General features: G+C 56.8%; 13 protein-coding genes and 1 pseudogene. 5 read left to right on the top strand and 9 right to left on the bottom strand.

The features are described 5' to 3' along the window. Positions 1 to 56 precede the first annotated feature (56 nt). Positions 57 to 860 (top strand): TraB/GumN family protein, encoded by an 804-nt coding sequence (locus E0E17_RS11900; protein WP_130834272.1) that lies wholly within the window; start codon positions 57 to 59, stop codon positions 858 to 860. A gap of 173 nt (positions 861 to 1033) precedes the next feature. Further along, complete coding sequence (ybaK, locus tag E0E17_RS11895; protein WP_130834271.1) at positions 1034 to 1513, top strand: Cys-tRNA(Pro)/Cys-tRNA(Cys) deacylase YbaK; 480 nt, start codon at positions 1034 to 1036, stop codon at positions 1511 to 1513. Here ybaK and E0E17_RS11890 read toward each other — a convergent pair. After that, a pseudogene (locus E0E17_RS11890) lies at positions 1510 to 2382 on the bottom strand (LysR family transcriptional regulator). The gene ybaK and the pseudogene E0E17_RS11890 sit on opposite strands and share 4 nt — an antisense overlap. 88 nt (positions 2383 to 2470) lie before the next feature. Between E0E17_RS11890 and E0E17_RS11885 the strand changes: the two are divergent. Beyond that, positions 2471 to 2905 carry a multidrug/biocide efflux PACE transporter gene (locus E0E17_RS11885; protein ID WP_130835533.1) on the top strand — a complete coding sequence of 145 codons (435 nt, stop codon included), beginning with the start codon at positions 2471 to 2473 and terminating at the stop codon, positions 2903 to 2905. A gap of 30 nt (positions 2906 to 2935) precedes the next feature. Here E0E17_RS11885 and ushA read toward each other — a convergent pair whose 3' ends face one another. Continuing rightward, positions 2936 to 4639 (bottom strand): bifunctional UDP-sugar hydrolase/5'-nucleotidase UshA, encoded by a 1704-nt coding sequence (gene ushA / locus E0E17_RS11880; protein ID WP_237680828.1) that lies wholly within the window; start codon positions 4637 to 4639, stop codon positions 2936 to 2938. A gap of 509 nt (positions 4640 to 5148) precedes the next feature. Between ushA and ybaL the strand changes: the two genes are divergently transcribed. Next, positions 5149 to 6813 carry a YbaL family putative K(+) efflux transporter gene (ybaL, locus tag E0E17_RS11875; RefSeq protein WP_130834269.1) on the top strand — a complete coding sequence of 555 codons (1665 nt, stop codon included), beginning with the start codon at positions 5149 to 5151 and terminating at the stop codon, positions 6811 to 6813. Positions 6814 to 6868: 55 nt separating this feature from the next. On the opposite strand, the gene E0E17_RS11870 is transcribed toward ybaL, so the two are convergent. From E0E17_RS11870 to E0E17_RS11855, 4 genes are all read right to left on the bottom strand, one after another. Then, positions 6869 to 8170 (bottom strand): inosine/guanosine kinase, encoded by a 1302-nt coding sequence (locus E0E17_RS11870; protein ID WP_130834268.1) that lies wholly within the window; start codon positions 8168 to 8170, stop codon positions 6869 to 6871. A 58-nt stretch (positions 8171 to 8228) separates the two neighbouring features. Then, positions 8229 to 9188 carry a ferrochelatase gene (gene hemH / locus E0E17_RS11865; protein WP_130834267.1) on the bottom strand — a complete coding sequence of 320 codons (960 nt, stop codon included), beginning with the start codon at positions 9186 to 9188 and terminating at the stop codon, positions 8229 to 8231. A 112-nt stretch (positions 9189 to 9300) separates the two neighbouring features. Continuing rightward, complete coding sequence (gene adk / locus E0E17_RS11860; RefSeq protein ID WP_130834266.1) at positions 9301 to 9945, bottom strand: adenylate kinase; 645 nt, start codon at positions 9943 to 9945, stop codon at positions 9301 to 9303. Between the two features lie 148 nt (positions 9946 to 10093). Next, on the bottom strand, positions 10094 to 10936 hold the full coding sequence (locus E0E17_RS11855; protein WP_130834265.1) for a DUF6024 family protein: 843 nt from the start codon (positions 10934 to 10936) through the stop codon (positions 10094 to 10096). A gap of 191 nt (positions 10937 to 11127) precedes the next feature. On the opposite strand from E0E17_RS11855, the gene E0E17_RS11850 reads away from it, so the two are divergent. After that, complete coding sequence (locus E0E17_RS11850) at positions 11128 to 11997, top strand: LysR substrate-binding domain-containing protein (protein WP_130834264.1); 870 nt, start codon at positions 11128 to 11130, stop codon at positions 11995 to 11997. Positions 11998 to 12047: 50 nt separating this feature from the next. Here the strand turns inward: E0E17_RS11850 and htpG are convergent, their stop codons facing one another. The 3 genes from htpG to E0E17_RS11835 all read right to left on the bottom strand — a co-directional run bounded on the left by htpG (position 12048) and on the right by E0E17_RS11835 (position 14954). Further along, positions 12048 to 13922, bottom strand: coding sequence for a molecular chaperone HtpG (gene htpG, locus E0E17_RS11845; protein WP_130834263.1), 1875 nt, complete (start codon positions 13920 to 13922; stop codon positions 12048 to 12050). Positions 13923 to 14019: 97 nt separating this feature from the next. Further along, positions 14020 to 14625 (bottom strand): recombination mediator RecR, encoded by a 606-nt coding sequence (gene recR / locus E0E17_RS11840; protein ID WP_130834262.1) that lies wholly within the window; start codon positions 14623 to 14625, stop codon positions 14020 to 14022. After that, entirely contained in the window at positions 14625 to 14954 is a 330-nt protein-coding gene (locus E0E17_RS11835) for a YbaB/EbfC family nucleoid-associated protein (protein ID WP_130834261.1), read from the bottom strand. The genes recR and E0E17_RS11835 overlap by 1 nt, the downstream gene beginning before the upstream one ends. Positions 14955 to 14990 lie beyond the last annotated feature (36 nt).

The following is a 14990-nucleotide window of genomic DNA, read 5'->3' as shown; positions in this document are numbered from 1 at the left end:
CTGTTCTTCACCGGTTGAAATCGCTAGCATGGCTTTTTAACCAATAAGGACAGGGCATGATGCGCAGCTTGTGGCGATCATTAAACGCGATGTTACGGCGCCTCGCCCCGGTCAGCTACGCCTGGCCCGCCGTGGATATTCACCTGGGGGATCGGGAATTTCATCTGGTCGGCAGCATCCATATGGGGACGCGTGATATGCAACCGCTGCCGGCAAAACTGCTTACCCGACTGCAGCAGGCCGATGCGCTTATTGTGGAGGCGGACGTTACTCAGGGCTCGTCACCCTATGTCAAAAGTGACGAACAGCCGCCGCTGGCATCGCGTCTGGATGCGCAGGCGCTGGCGCAGCTGCAGAAGCTGTGTGACGACCTGCAATTGTCGATGGCGCTGTTTGATACGCTGCCTGCCTGGCAGATTGCGCTGATGTTGCAGGCGCAGCAGGCACAGCAGCTGGGGCTACGGCCCGACTACGGTATCGATTATCAGCTGCTACTGGCGGCGAAACGCTGGCAAAAGCCGGTGCAGGAGCTGGAAGGGGCGGATGTCCAGATTGCGCTGCTGAAAGCCTTGCCCGATGAGGGTATGGCGCTGCTGCAGGATACCCTGGTGCACTGGCATACCAACGCACGGTTGTTACAAACCATGATTAGCTGGTGGCTGGACGCGCCGCGTCGCCAGCCACCGGCGTCGCTGCCCACCACATTCAGTAGCACCTTGAGTGAGGTACTGATGAATCAACGCAACCAGCACTGGCGGGATGTACTGACGCAGCTACCGCCGGGGCGTTATGTGGTGGCGGTAGGGGCGCTGCATCTGTATGGCGAGGAGAACTTACCGGATTTACTGAGGCGGGCCTGAAAAAAAGAAGGCCAGTATCGCTACTGGCCTGTCAATGTAAAATCGATTTATGGTTTTGGTTATCGCTCAGCCTCAGCGGCTGGCGCAGGGCCAATTCTCGCGCAAAGTGCCCCTTTACGCCAGCTTTATTCATTCGTTCATGGTTTAAAAATTGTACAGCACCAGGAGCCGTTATGACGCCCGCAGTAAAACTCCTCGAAAAACAAAAAGTCAGCTTCACGCTACACCCTTATGAGCATGACGCCAGCGAAACCAATTTTGGTGATGAAGTGGTGCGCAAACTGAATCTGAATGCCAGTCAGGTGTATAAAACCCTGCTGGTGGCACTCAACGGCGATGTAAAGCAGCTGGCGGTTGCGATCACGCCGGTCTCCAGTCAGCTGGATCTGAAAAAGGTTGCCCGGGCGCTGGGCGCGAAAAAGGCGGATATGGCAGATCCGCTGCTGGCCCAGCGGGTAACCGGCTATCTGGTAGGCGGCATCAGTCCGCTGGGGCAAAAAAAACGGCTGCCCACGGTGATTGATATTCTGGCGGGCGACTTCCCCACGATCTTTATTTCCGGCGGTAAACGCGGGCTGGATATTGAACTGTCACCCCAGGATCTGTCGCGTCTGCTGGATGCGCCGCTGACGGATATTGCCCGTCGCGATTAAGCGGGCGGCTGGGCGCAGAGTTGATCGATCATCCAGCGCCCGGCGGGTCCGGGAGGATGGCGCGTCGACCAGATCGCCTCAACCGCAATATGTTGCGGCCAGCCCGGCACCCTGAGCTCTTTCAGTTGCTGATGTCCAAACTGTTGCACCAGCCAGCGCGGCAGCACGCTCCAGCCAAACCCCTGCTCCGCCATCTCCAGCAGCAGCAGATAGGAAGGCGCTGACCAGACCCGTCCGGCGCTCAGCGGACGCGTGCTGCTCTGCGCCCAGGTGTTCAGGCGCAGCTGGCGCACTTCCTGCAGCGCAGCTTCGGTGACCTGCGGCTGTCGTGCCAGCACATGATCGCGGTGCAGCCAGATCGCCATCTCCGCCTGCACCTGCAGACGTGCCGCAGCAATATCGGGCAGCAACCGCGGCTGGGCGCGCACAATGCCCAGCTGGACACGGCCGCTCTGCAACAGCGCCAGCACATCCTCATCCTCGGCAATCATGCATTCAAATTCGATATCGGGATAACGCGCTTCAAAGCCTTTCAGCAGCTTTTCATGATGATCGGCCTGCCAGAAATCGGAAATCGCCAGGCTGAGCCGCGGTTCTACACCCTACGCGAGACGTACCGCCAGCTCATCGAGCCGGTGACTGGCGTGCAGAATGGCTTCTACCTGCGCCAGCGCGCGCTTCCCTTGTTGGGTGAGCACTGGCTGGCGCCCCTGGCGGTCAAACAGGGTAAAGCCAAGATCCGCCTCCAGCGCCGCTACGGCGCTGCTGATAGTCGACTGGCTTTTACCCAGCGCACGGGCCGCAGCGGAAAAAGAGCCGCTTGCCACCGTCTGCACAAAAGCATTCAGAGATTCCGGGGAGTATTTCATCATTATCCATCGCTTTTATCGATAGGTTCTCATTTTAGCCTGGTTACAGTCTGTGAGAAGATAGCGCTCTGTTATTAAGGAGAAGATGATGCAAGCCCGCTCACTGAAAGAACGTTTTTGTCACGCTGTGTGCTTTGAGGTGCTGGCGATAGTTACGGTCTCTCCGCTCGCCGCCTGGGCAATGGATAAGCCGCTGTTTCAGGTGGGTGCGCTGGCGATCGCCCTTTCTACCGTCGCCATGCTATGGAACATGATCTATAACGCTGGCTTCGATCGCCTCTGCCCGCCTGATCGCGTCAGACGTGGTCTGGTACTGCGTGTACTGCACGCACTCGGGTTCGAAGGGGGATTTATTTTAATCGGTCTGCCGATTGCCGCAGGCATGCTGCACATCGGTCTGTGGTCGGCATTTATGCTGGAGGTTGCCTTCTTCCTCTTCTTCCTGCCTTATACCGTGGCGTACAACTGGGCATGGGACAAACTGCGCCAGCGCTGGATAAGGCGTAAAGTGTGCGAAGCATAAAAAAGAGGAGGCATCACGCCTCCCCTGCACTTACTGACTGGCCCCGAACGAAGATGGCCAGAGCCAGGCCAGCAGCATTTTGGGATAGGAGCGGTGGCGCATTTTCTCTTCTTTGCTGTCGCGCTCGCGCTTTTGCGCTTCGGTCAGATAAACAATCTCGCCGCGCGGCGCATACTCGCTCGCTTTCAGCGGTGAATGTTCACTGATATAGCGCTTCAGCACTTCCGCATCCACCAGCCCGGTGTTGACGAAACCCGCATGCTGATCGAGACGGGGATAGCCATCGCCGCCGGCAGCATTAAAACTGTTGATCGCCATGCGCCAGGTTTTTTTCGCCTCCAGCGGTACGCCATTGATTTTGATCCCGCTGACGCCGCTGCCGTCCGCGACCAGGCTGACGTTGGCAAACTGCGCAAAGCCCCCGGAATCAGGCTTAATATTGGCGACCACCGCCAGATAACGGGCAATCTCCTCGCCGGTCAGCGTCACCACGCAAAGCTGATTGGCGAAGGGCTGCACCTCCAGCACGTCATGGTACGTGATCGGCCCTGACGGCAGCGAGGTGCGAATCCCACCACCACTCATCAGCGCAAAGTCCGCCTGGGTACGCGCCATCTGCGCGCGCAGGATCAACTGTCCCATATTGGTCTGCTCAAAACGCACTTTGTTGCGTTCGCCGATAAAAGTCCCCTCAGCGCGTCCTATTTTGACCTGCAGCTGCGCCTCGCCGCGCTTCTTGAACGGCATCAGCAGCTTCATCATCGCGCCGTTGCCCGTCACCTCTTCTCCCCAGGTGAGCCAGGATTCGCTGCCGTCCCGGTTTTTGATCTTATGCTTCAGGTTCACCGGCACCAGCTGATAGTTTTCCAGCGTCAGTTCGCCATTACGAAAAGTAAAATCGCCACGGCCAATGTATTTGCCCCACTCTTGCGCCTGCATAATCCAGACGCCATTTTGCTGATCCGGCCGGCAGGGGGTGCCCGGCTGATAGTCACGCTGACTGACGTTCTCTTTTTCCATGCACACCGCATCGTGTGAATGGCCGCCGACAATGATATTCAGCGTCCCTGCCGGCAGCGAGCGCGCCAGCGTCACATCTCCCGGCGCGTTACTGCCGTGATGACCGTTGTCATAATGCCCCATATGGGTCAGGGCAATGATGACGTCCGGCTTCTCCTGCGCGCGCAGTTCCTCTGCCGCCTTGCGCGCCTCGGCAATCGGATCGCGGAATTCAATGTCCTGCAGATAAGCGGGATGGGCGATTTTCGCCGTATCTTCTGTGGTCAGCCCGATAACAGCGATTTTCAGCCCCATACGGTTAAACAGCGCCCAGGGTTTAAACAGTCGCTTGCCGCTGCTTTTCTGATAGATATTGGCGGAGAGCAGCGGAAATTTGGCCCATTTTTCCTGCTGGCGCAGCACCGTCAGCGGATTATCAAACTCATGGTTGCCGATCGCCATGGCGTCATAGCCCACCAGGTTCATCCCGCGAAAATCGGGCTCCGCATCCAGCAGATCCGATTCCGGCGTGCCGGTGTTGATATCGCCGCCAGAAAGAATCAGGGCACCGCCCCCTCGTGCCTGCACTTCATAGCGCATCTTATCCATCAGGGTTTTCTGCGCGGCCAGACCATATTCGCCCTGCGCGTTAGGCCAGAAGTGACCGTGATGATCGTTGGTATGCAATACCGAAAAGCGATAGGTGCGATCCTGTTGCCAGGCATGCGTAAACATTGGCACCAGGGCCAGCGTAAGCGCAAAATATTGTGCTATCCGTTGAGGTAAAAACAAAACCGTTCTCCTTATTCCCTGCTGACCAGCCCCGGACGGGTTTTACTGACTTTTTCGCTCCACTGTGTCGCATATTCTGTCGGTGAACTCAAGTCGAAAGCGGGTTTACGCGCCTTAAACGCGCCAGACACATCTGATAAAGGCCTGTAATATGTCAGAAAAGCGCGTTGTTATCCCACCGCAACCTTTATTCCGCACGTAACGCTCATGTCAGGCCATAATTTCCCGGTACGTCAGCCTTTTCAGGCAGAGAAATTTTTCCGTGACTGCCCTTGATTATCAGCAAATGCAGCCGATATAGAGAGATAAGCTTCAGAAATAGCCTGCTGAGTCCAATCCTGACCTTTTTTTGACTTTTTTTCAGGTTTGCTTCCTTTTCACACACGTTAACAGGCATATTGACATACACTGAGTTGTTACAAGCGGATACATTTGCGCATAAGGAGCCAGGCATGCATAGCACTACCCCCTTAATCACCACCATTGTTGGAGCGCTCGTTCTCGCCTTCCTCCTCGGTATGCTGGCGAATCGCCTGCGCATCTCTCCGCTGGTCGGCTATCTGTTTGCGGGTGTGCTGGCTGGCCCTTTTACGCCCGGTTTCGTTGCTGATACCACCCTGGCATCGGAACTGGCTGAACTGGGGGTAATTCTGTTGATGTTTGGGGTGGGCCTGCACTTCTCGATGAAGGATCTACTGGCGGTAAAGTCCATCGCCATTCCCGGCGCGATCGCCCAGATTATGGTGGCGACGTTGTTGGGAATGGGGCTCTCCCGGGCGCTGGGCTGGTCGTGGATGACCGGGCTGGTATTTGGCCTCTGCCTTTCAACTGCCAGTACCGTGGTGCTGCTGCGCGCGCTGGAGGAGCGTCAGCTGATTGACAGCCAGCGCGGACAAATCGCTATTGGCTGGCTGATTGTGGAAGATCTGGTGATGGTACTGACGCTGGTGCTGTTGCCTGCTGTCGCCTCAATGTTGGAAGAAGGTAATGCCAGCCCAACCCTGCTTGCCTGGGATCTGCTGCTGACCATGGGTAAGGTCGCCACCTTTATGGTGCTGATGATGGTGGTAGGCCGCCGCGTGGTGCCCTGGATTCTCGCCCGCAGCGCCTCAACCGGCTCACGTGAACTTTTCACCCTGTCGGTGCTGGCTCTGGCGCTCGGTATCGCCTATGGTGCCGTGACCTTTTTTGATGTCTCTTTTGCCCTGGGCGCTTTCTTTGCCGGTATGGTGCTGAACGAGTCTGAGCTGAGTCATCGTGCCGCGCACGATACGCTGCCGCTGCGTGACGCCTTTGCCGTGCTGTTCTTTGTCTCGGTGGGCATGCTGTTTGATCCGATGATTCTGCTGGAGCAGCCGCTGGCGGTGCTGGGAGCGCTGGTGATTGTGGTGTTGGGCAAATCCCTTGCCGCCTGGCTGCTGGTGAGCCTGCTGGGTCATTCACGCCGTACCGCGCTGACCATTTCCGTGAGCCTTGCCCAGATTGGCGAATTCGCCTTTATTCTGGCCGGGCTCGGTATTTCGCTGGGCCTGCTGAGTGAGGAAGGACGCAATCTGGTGCTGGCCTCGGCCATCCTCTCGATTATGATCAACCCGATCCTCTTTTCCCTGCTGGAACGCTTTCTGGAAAAAAATGAGACCATTGAAGAGCAGACCTTCGAGGAGGCGGTGGAGGATGAACAACAGAATCCGGTGGATATCTGCAATCATGTTGTGCTGGTGGGCTATGGCCGGGTCGGCAGTCTGCTGGGGGAGAAACTGCTGGAGGCGAATGTGCCGCTGGTGGTCATAGAGAATTCCCGCCCGCGCGTCGAGGCGCTGCGCGCGCAGGGTATCAGAGCGGTGCTGGGCAATGCGGCCCGTGCCGAAATCATGGAACTGGCCCGCCTCGATTGCGCCAGCTGGCTGCTGCTGACCATCCCTAACGGCTATGAATCGGGTGAAATTGTCGCTGCCGCACGGGAAAAGCGCGACAATCTGGAAATTATCGCCCGGGCGCACTATGACGACGAAGTGAACTACATCCTCGAGCGCGGTGCCAGCCGCGTGGTGATGGGCGAGCGCGAAATCGCCAGCAGTATGTTGCAGATGCTGGAAGCGGAGATGAGGCCTCTCTGAGCGCGCCAGAAAAGCCACGCCGGGGCAGCAACCTGCCCCGGCGTGAGTTAGCCAGTTAACGATCCCAGTAGGACTCCTCCAGGCTGTCTTCACGTTCAGGCAGACCGCGCGTCAGGCGCGGCGAGTGCTGGTTAAGCACCTGATAGCTGACGCGGTTCGCATACTTGCACACCTGCGCCAGTGACGAGTAAGTCAGGTAAGGACGTACATGTTTGCTGGAGTTCGGCACCTTCTGGCGATGATAGTTGTTGGCGGTAATATCATGCAGCAATGCCGCCAGCGCCCCATCACCGGCACCGTTGGTATTCATGATTTTCTCCGGGCCGCCCATATAAGGCGCAATATGGGAGTAAATGCGCAGTGGTTGTTCACAATCCTGCTGACGCATGACGCGGCTGAACTCATACTGGTTAAATTCAGCGATGGCGCCAGGCAGCAGCGGATGATCGGTTTTGCGCTTGTTCGCCTCTTCGGTGTAGCCCGCCATATATAATCCCGCCGGTCCGGCGGTGCAGAGCACCAGATCCACCCATTCCAGCGCCCGGTCGGCGGCCAGCAGTGGATCGCTTTCGCCGGTCAGAGCCAGCGCTTCCTCTTCGTTCATCGCGACAATCGAGACGTGATCGCGCAGGAAATCGCGCCAGAACTGCGGGTTATCGCCAATCACAAATTTGGTGCCCAGCGTCAGTACCACCGGCACCTGATGGCGTTTCGCACAGGCGATGGCCTGCATGGTCGCTTCCGGCATCGGTTCGCCCGCTTTGCAGCGCACCAGATAGGAAGTCAGCACCAGCGCCGAGGCGCCGGCGATCACCGCTTCCGGAATGCTCTCCGCGCGCAGCTGGTTCATCTGTCCCGGGCTGATGGCAAACGTACGCTCGCCCTGCTCGCCAATCAGGGTAAAACAGCGGCCAATGGCACCATCGACACCCTGCAGATAGTTCAGATCCACGCGGCTGGAGGTGTTACAGAGGTAACGATAGGCGTAACCGCCTATCTGGATGTTATTGCACATCACTCCCAGCAGTATAGAGCGATCGTCAGCCAGTACCGAATAGTTATGCAGGGTGTTGCCAATGGTACCGCCGGCAAACTGGTGGCTGATCAACTCATCGCGCATCAGCTCACGATAAAGCGCTTCCGCCACCCCATCCTCGATCACCAGCGAATGCCCGGCACTCAGGCCGTAGCGCGTCAGAAAGTCGTTGTCGACCTGGGCCTCAATATCGACCAGGGTTTGATCAATACCCACCACCCAACTGCCCTCCTCCTGCTCGCTTTGCACAGCTTGCAGTAAGGGATCGCGGGCGCTGACGGGAAAGTAGTGTTTGGATTTGCGTTTGCCAGGAAATTTCATCGTACATATCGTCAGGAAAAACAGGCAGAGGAGGATAGCACACTCTCTGCCGTTACCCTTACAGAGGTGTGTTAACTAACTGCACCATCATCTCAATATGGGCGGCGTCGTCGTTCAGCGCCGGGATATATTCAAACTTCTCACCGCCGGCATGCATGAAGAACTCACAGTTCTGCTCGCTGATCTCTTCCAGCGTTTCGAGGCAGTCCGCAGAGAAGCCGGGACTCATCACCTGCACATGCTTAACTCCCTTACCGGGCAGACTCTGCATGGTTTCATCAGTATAAGGCGTCAGCCAGGGCTCACGACCAAAACGCGACTGGAAGGTCATTTTCACCTGATCCGGGCGCAGCCCCAGCGCCTGAGTCAATGCCGCCGTGGTGTCGGCACAACGCTGCGGATAGTCATCGCCTTCGTTAGCGAAACGCTGCGGGATACCGTGATAGGACATGACCAGCAGATCGGGTTGACCATGTTGCGCAAAGGAGCGTTCTACCGAGGCTTTCAGTGCTGCAATATAGGCGGGATGTTCCGCATAATCGCGGATAAAACGGATGTCCGGCATGGTACGGTAAGTTTTGAACGCGCTGTGCAGCCCGTCCCAGACCGCAGCCACCGTGGAGCAGGAGAATTGCGGATAGAGCGGTAACACGATAAGACGCGTAACGCCCTGCGCCATCAGGCTATCCACCGCGCTTTTCAGGCTGGGGGTACCGTAGCTCATCCCCAACGCCACAGGCATGTCCAGACGCTGTGCGAGCGCATCACGCTGGCGTTTGCTGTAGACCATCAGCGGCGAGCCCTCATCCATCCAGACAGAGGCATACAGTTTGGATACGCGCGGCGAGCGGAAAGGAAGAATGATGCCGTTCAGAATCGGCCACCATAACCAGCGCGGCGTATCGACCACGCGCGGGTCACCGAGAAATTGTTTCAGATAGCGTTTTACCGCTGGAGTTGTTGGCGCATCTGGCGTACCTAAATTCACCAGCAACACGCCAGGCTTGTCTTGCCTCATTTTTATTCCTTGAATGACGTAAGGATGCGTGAAAACGAGGCAATTGTAGCCGAAATAGCGGGAGGGAAAAGCAATTGCTGCAAAAGGGGCCAGCATACTGGCCCCGGAGGGGTTAGCCGAGAATGCGCGCCAGTTCTGCGCTCACTTCCGCTACCTGACGGGTACCGTCAATTTTGTGGTAAGAGGTGTTGCCCGCTTCCGCTTCTTTGCCATAATAAGCGATCAGCGGCGCGGTCATCTGATGGTACTCAACCAGACGTTTACGCACGGTCTCTTCCTGATCATCTTTACGCGTGGTCAGCGGCTCGCCAGTGACGTCATCTTTGCCTTCTTCTTTCGGCGGATTAAAGGTAACGTGGTAAACGCGACCGGAAGGCGCATGCACGCGACGTCCTACAATACGCTCAACGATCAGTTCGTCCGGTACGGCGAACTCCAGCACGTAATCGACACTGATACCCGCTTCTTTCATCGCGTCAGCCTGAGGAATGGTGCGCGGGAAGCCGTCCAGCAGGAAACCGTTTTTGCAATCTTCCTGAGTGATACGCTCTTTTACCAGCGCAATCACCAGTTCATCGGTCACCAGCTTGCCGGCATCCATAATGGCTTTAGCCTGGTTTCCCAGCTCAGTGCCCGCCTTAACGGCAGCACGCAACATATCGCCGGTGGAGATTTGTGGTATACCATATTTCTCCATGATGAATTGAGCCTGAGTGCCTTTACCTGCGCCCGGAGCACCGAGCAGAATAATACGCATTGCGTAATTCCCCTTGCGAATCGCATTGATCAATCTGAAAAGGGCAAGAACATACCATTATGACCCGTTATCCACAAGGCAAGGGCCGGGGTTCCTGCTAAGCCTTTACTTTACCCCCTTTGGCTGCAGAAGCCAGCCTGCAGAGAACTTAAGCGCTTTTTTCAGACTTTATGTCGCCGCTGAACAGGGCTGTGACGCGTTTTCGTACATTTTGCGTCATATTGACGCGTTTTTTACCGTTGCTGCGCGCCCAGGCGTCCACCTGTAACTTTTTTTCCCGTGGCCAGAAATGCATCCCACGATCCAGGCGTTCAGGCAGGCGCAAGCGCTGCTCAGGGGTCAGCGTAAAGCAGGCAAACGGCAGCCCCGGCTGTTGGCAGGCATGTAACCCACCGGTAGCCGCCACCTGTAGCGCGTCCACCACGGCCACATTCCACGGACGCCAGTCAGCGCTTTTCATCCGCGCCAGCGCCGCCTTTACCGCTTCGTCTAATGGCATGCTTTGTTCAAATAAGCGTAGCTCGCTGCGCACCAGGGTACTGAAATCCTGGGTGCGTAGCGCAATCAGAACCAGATCCGCGCTCAGATCGGCATGGCGATCGAGTCGACTGACAAAAAGACTGGCCTCATCCACTAACTGCTCATGCAGCAGGGTCGCAAAACTTTCTGTCGCATCGGTAACCCCCCGACTGTGGCACTCCTTTAACCCACAGACCCGGCCCTGCGGAATATCCACATGCGGCACCAGCGCGATGCTACCCGCGTTCACCGGCACCGCCGGCAAAATGTTCAGCTCGCTGATGGGGTAAAGCGCTGCATAGCGTGAATGGTTACGCGCCTGTTCCTGACGCAAAAACAGTTGAGAAAGAATAATGCGTGCGATGTGCAATGAAGGAACGAAAAAAAGATCGAACTGCTCCAGCCGGTAGTGGCGAGACAACAGCGCTCTTAATGTATTGTGATCAGAGGAGGTGGAAGCAAAGGCAGCCATAAGGGCTCTATTCTCTTTAGGACAAGGTGGCTGTAAGACACTCCTGCGCCAGAGGCCCTGCCCGGCGCTGGCACAAGCGTAACGGGGAGTCAACCCGCCATATTAGGCTGCCAAGGTTAGGCCAATGCGGCTGGACTTTAAAATGATATAAACTGACAATCCCTGTTAGGTTTTTACGCAGAGAGACGAGCATGACAGGGCTTCCCTCATTGAGGGCGTTACACTATTTCCATCAGGCCGCACTTCATTGCAGCTTCAGTACCGCTGCAGAACGGCTTCACGTAACGCATAGCGCCGTTAGCCATCAGGTACGTCAACTGGAAAGCTGGATGGGTACGCCGCTGTTCGTGCGCACCAGCGGACGGGTGAAATTAACCTCTCAGGGCGAACGGCTGTTGCTCAGCTGTCAGAAAGCGTTTAGCGAATTGCGCACGACCTGTGAAAGCATCCGTACCGGTATGCGCCACCACCTCACCATCTCCTGCTCCCCCAGCTTTCTGTCACAATGGTTGATCCCGCGTATCGCCACTTTTTATCAACGCTATCCCGATATCACCATTCAGTTTCAGGGACTCGTGGATGTCGATCAGCTGCGTAGCGAGCATACCGATGTGCTGATCAAAAGTGCCGAGCTGCCGCCAGGCGAGGATATTGCCTCTACACAGATCAGCGATGAATGTATCGGGCCGGTCTGCTCGCCGCATTTTGCCCGCGGTTTTCGCAGTGCCAGCGATCTCCCCCATCTGCCGCTGCTGCATGCCAATACCTGGCCAAACGCCTGGATGGAGTGGGCAAAAAAGAGCGGTACGTCGGGTCCGTTCTGGCCGGGCAAGCACTTTGACAATCTGGCGCTGGCTATTCAGGCGGCGCGAAATAACCTTGGTATTACCATAGCGCCGCAGTTGCTGGTGCGTCAGGAGTTGTCAGAGGGAGGGCTGATTGCCCCGTTGGGCTTTGTGCGCGTCGATCGCACAACCTGGATGATGACCAAAAAGGATCGTGGCGAGGAAGCCGAGGTTTCGCTGTTTCGCAGCTGGCTACAGGATGCCGTCCTGCGCTAAGCGGACAGAGAAAAGGCCGATGCCCGTGGGCGATCGGCCTGAGAGGGGTTTTAGGCGCTCAGCAACTGGTTCATGCGGCGGATAAACTGGTTGGGATCGTCCAGGGTGCCGCGTTCAGCCAGCAGCGCCTGATCCAGCAGCAGTTCAATCCATTCACCAAAGCGCGTTTCATCCTGGGTGTCGGCGACGCGTTTCACCAGGCTGTGTTCCGGATTCAGCTCGAAGATATATTTCACTTCGGGAACACTCTGCCCTGCCGCCGCAAACAGCTTCGCCATCTGCGTGCTGATTTCGTTAGCATCAGTGGTGACAATCGCCGGGGTATCGGTCAGGCGATGCGTCAGACGCACCTCTTTGACCCGATCGCCCAGCAGCGTTTTCACGCGCTCAACAAAAGGCTCCAGCGCTTTTTCCGCTTCTTTCTGCGCTTCTGTCTCTTCATCGGCCAGCTTGTTCAGCGACTCATCCGCTTTGCTCACTGACTGGAAAGCTTTACCGTCAAACTCGGTGAGGTAGCTCATCATCCACTCATCGATGCGATCGGAGAGCAGCAGCACCTCAATGCCTTTCTTACGGAACAGCTCCAGATGCGGGCTGCTTTTCGCTGCGGCATAACTGTCCGCAGTGATGTAATAGATCTTCTCCTGCCCTTCCACCATGCGGCTGACGTACTGCTCCAGCGAGACGTTCTGCTCCGCACTGTCGTTGTGGGTCGAAGCGAAGCGCAACAGTTTAGCGATCGCCTGCTGGTTAGCGCTGTCTTCAGCCGGGCCCTCTTTCAGTACCAGGCCAAACTCTTTCCAGAACTGCTGATATTTTTCCGCGTCATCCTTCGCTAATTTATCGAGCATCTGCAGCGAACGTTTTGCCAGCGCTCCGCGCAGAGTCTGAGTGACGCGGCTGTCCTGCAGAATCTCACGCGATACGTTGAGCGGCAGATCGCTGGAGTCGATCAGGCCGCGCACGAAGCGCAGGTAGTTCGGCATAAACTGCTCGGCGTCATCCATGATGAAAACACGCCGCACATAGAGTTTCAGACCATGTTTATGATCGCGGTTCCACATATCCCAGGGCGCGCGCGCCGGAATATAGAGCAGGCTGGTATATTCCTGCTTCCCTTCCACGCGGTTGTGACTCCAGCTCAGCGGATCGGTGAAGTCATGGGCGATATGTTTGTAAAACTCGTTGTACTCTTCGTCACTGATTTCTGATTTGTTGCGCGTCCACAGCGCCTGGGCCTTGTTGATTTTCTCCCAGTGAGTGGTGTCGTTCTCTTCGTCTTTGCTTTCGATCTCGACCGGCAATGCAATATGATCGGAATATTTACTGATAATGCTGCGTACGCGCCAGGCATCAAGGAACTCATCCTCACCTTCGCGCAGGTGCAGGGTGATTTCGGTACCGCGATCCGCTTTGCTGATGTCGGCAATGGTATATTCGCCTTCTCCTGCAGACTCCCAGAACACGGCTTCGTCAGCGGAAGCGCCAGCCGCACGGGTACGCACGGAAACCTTGTCGGCGACAATAAAGGCGGAGTAGAAGCCCACGCCGAACTGACCAATCAGCTGGCTGTCTTTGGCCTGGTCCGAACCGAGCGACGCCAGGAAAGCTTTCGTCCCCGATTTGGCAATGGTGCCCAGGTTTTCAATTACCTCGTCACGTCGCATCCCGATGCCGTTATCACTCAGCGTCAGGGTACGGTTTTCCTTATCAACAGAGACCCGCACGCGCAGCTCGCCGTCACCTTCATACAGCTCCGGGGCGGAGAGCGCACGGAAGCGCAATTTATCTGCCGCATCCGAGGCGTTGGAGATCAGCTCACGCAGGAAAATCTCTTTGTTTGAATAGAGGGAATGGATCATCAGGTGCAGAAGCTGCTTCACCTCTGACTGGAAACCACGCGTCTCTTGTCCTTTCATGGTCATTGATACCTCAACAGATCAGGTTTAACGAACGTTGGGGGAGAAATGGGGGTGGGAAATGAAATTTCAAGCCGGCATCCGAACGGGCACCGGCAAGCGCTTAAAATTTAATCTTGTGACGTCCCGCCAGCGAGTGTGACAGCGTGGTGCCGTCAACCATCTCCAGCTCGCCGCCGACCGGCACGCCATGCGCGATGCGGCTCGCCTCGACGCCATACTGACCACAGAGCTCAGCGATGTAGTTTGCCGTGGCTTCTCCTTCTACCGTGGGGTTGGTGGCAAGGATCACCTCCTGAATGGTCTCATTTTCCAGCCGCTGCTCCAGCCGGTCGAGACCAATATCATGCGGCCCGATGCCATCCAGCGGTGAAAGATGGCCCATCAGCACAAAATAACGGCCGCCGAACTGACCGGTCTGCTCAATGGCGTGAATGTCAGCCGGGCTTTCCACCACGCAAATCTGACCATTTTGCTGGCGACGCGGGTTAGCGCAGATGGTGCAGATCTCCTGCTCGGTAAACGTGCGGCAATCCGCACAGTGACCGATCTCGGACATTGCGCGCGTCAGCGCCTGCGCCAGCCGCATCCCACCGCTGCGATCGCGTTGCAAAAGCTGGAACGCCATACGCTGCGCCGATTTTGGCCCGACACCGGGCAGGCAGCGCAACGCTTCCATCAGGGATTCAAGCAGTGGACTGGTCTGCATCAGAACGGCAACTTAAAGCCTGGCGGCAGCTGCATACCGGCGGAGACCGATGCCATTTTCTCTTTCTGCGCTTCATCAATACGACGCGCGGCGTCGTTGAAGGCTGCGGCAATCAGATCTTCCAGCATCTCTTTATCATCTTCCAGCAGGCTGGGATCCACTTCCACGCGGCGGCAGTTATGTGCGCCGTTAATGGTGACTTTGACCAGGCCTGCGCCTGATTCACCGGTCACTTCCAGCGCGGCAATCTCTTCCTGCACCTGGGCCATCTTGTCCTGCATCTGCTGGGCCTGCTTCATCAGATTGCCCAATCCGCCTTTACCAAACATAGTTTTCTCTCTCAGCTTAGGCCGCAATACTCTCCG

Source organism: [Erwinia] mediterraneensis, assembly GCF_900604315.1.
In the GTDB taxonomy this organism is placed as follows: domain Bacteria; phylum Pseudomonadota; class Gammaproteobacteria; order Enterobacterales; family Enterobacteriaceae; genus Pantoea; species Pantoea mediterraneensis_A.
The sequence above is the reverse complement of the archived record's forward strand: the minus strand, read 5'-3'. Positions and strand labels throughout refer to the sequence as shown.

What these genes read in the sequence shown, in the direction of transcription:
- ybaK (WP_130834271.1), top strand. Translation starts at nt 1,034, where the DNA reads ATGACGCCCGCAGTAAAACTCCTCGAAAAACAAAAAGTCAGCTTCACG.
- E0E17_RS11855 (WP_130834265.1), bottom strand. Translation starts at nt 10,936, where the DNA reads ATGGCTGCCTTTGCTTCCACCTCCTCTGATCACAATACATTAAGAGCG.
- E0E17_RS11870 (WP_130834268.1), bottom strand. Translation starts at nt 8,170, where the DNA reads ATGAAATTTCCTGGCAAACGCAAATCCAAACACTACTTTCCCGTCAGC.
- E0E17_RS11885 (WP_130835533.1), top strand. Translation starts at nt 2,471, where the DNA reads ATGCAAGCCCGCTCACTGAAAGAACGTTTTTGTCACGCTGTGTGCTTT.
- ybaL (WP_130834269.1), top strand. Translation starts at nt 5,149, where the DNA reads ATGCATAGCACTACCCCCTTAATCACCACCATTGTTGGAGCGCTCGTT.
- E0E17_RS11850 (WP_130834264.1), top strand. Translation starts at nt 11,128, where the DNA reads ATGACAGGGCTTCCCTCATTGAGGGCGTTACACTATTTCCATCAGGCC.
- E0E17_RS11835 (WP_130834261.1), bottom strand. Translation starts at nt 14,954, where the DNA reads ATGTTTGGTAAAGGCGGATTGGGCAATCTGATGAAGCAGGCCCAGCAG.
- htpG (WP_130834263.1), bottom strand. Translation starts at nt 13,922, where the DNA reads ATGACCATGAAAGGACAAGAGACGCGTGGTTTCCAGTCAGAGGTGAAG.
- hemH (WP_130834267.1), bottom strand. Translation starts at nt 9,188, where the DNA reads ATGAGGCAAGACAAGCCTGGCGTGTTGCTGGTGAATTTAGGTACGCCA.
- E0E17_RS11900 (WP_130834272.1), top strand. Translation starts at nt 57, where the DNA reads ATGATGCGCAGCTTGTGGCGATCATTAAACGCGATGTTACGGCGCCTC.
- recR (WP_130834262.1), bottom strand. Translation starts at nt 14,625, where the DNA reads ATGCAGACCAGTCCACTGCTTGAATCCCTGATGGAAGCGTTGCGCTGC.
- ushA (WP_237680828.1), bottom strand. Translation starts at nt 4,639, where the DNA reads ATGTTTACGCATGCCTGGCAACAGGATCGCACCTATCGCTTTTCGGTA.
- adk (WP_130834266.1), bottom strand. Translation starts at nt 9,945, where the DNA reads ATGCGTATTATTCTGCTCGGTGCTCCGGGCGCAGGTAAAGGCACTCAG.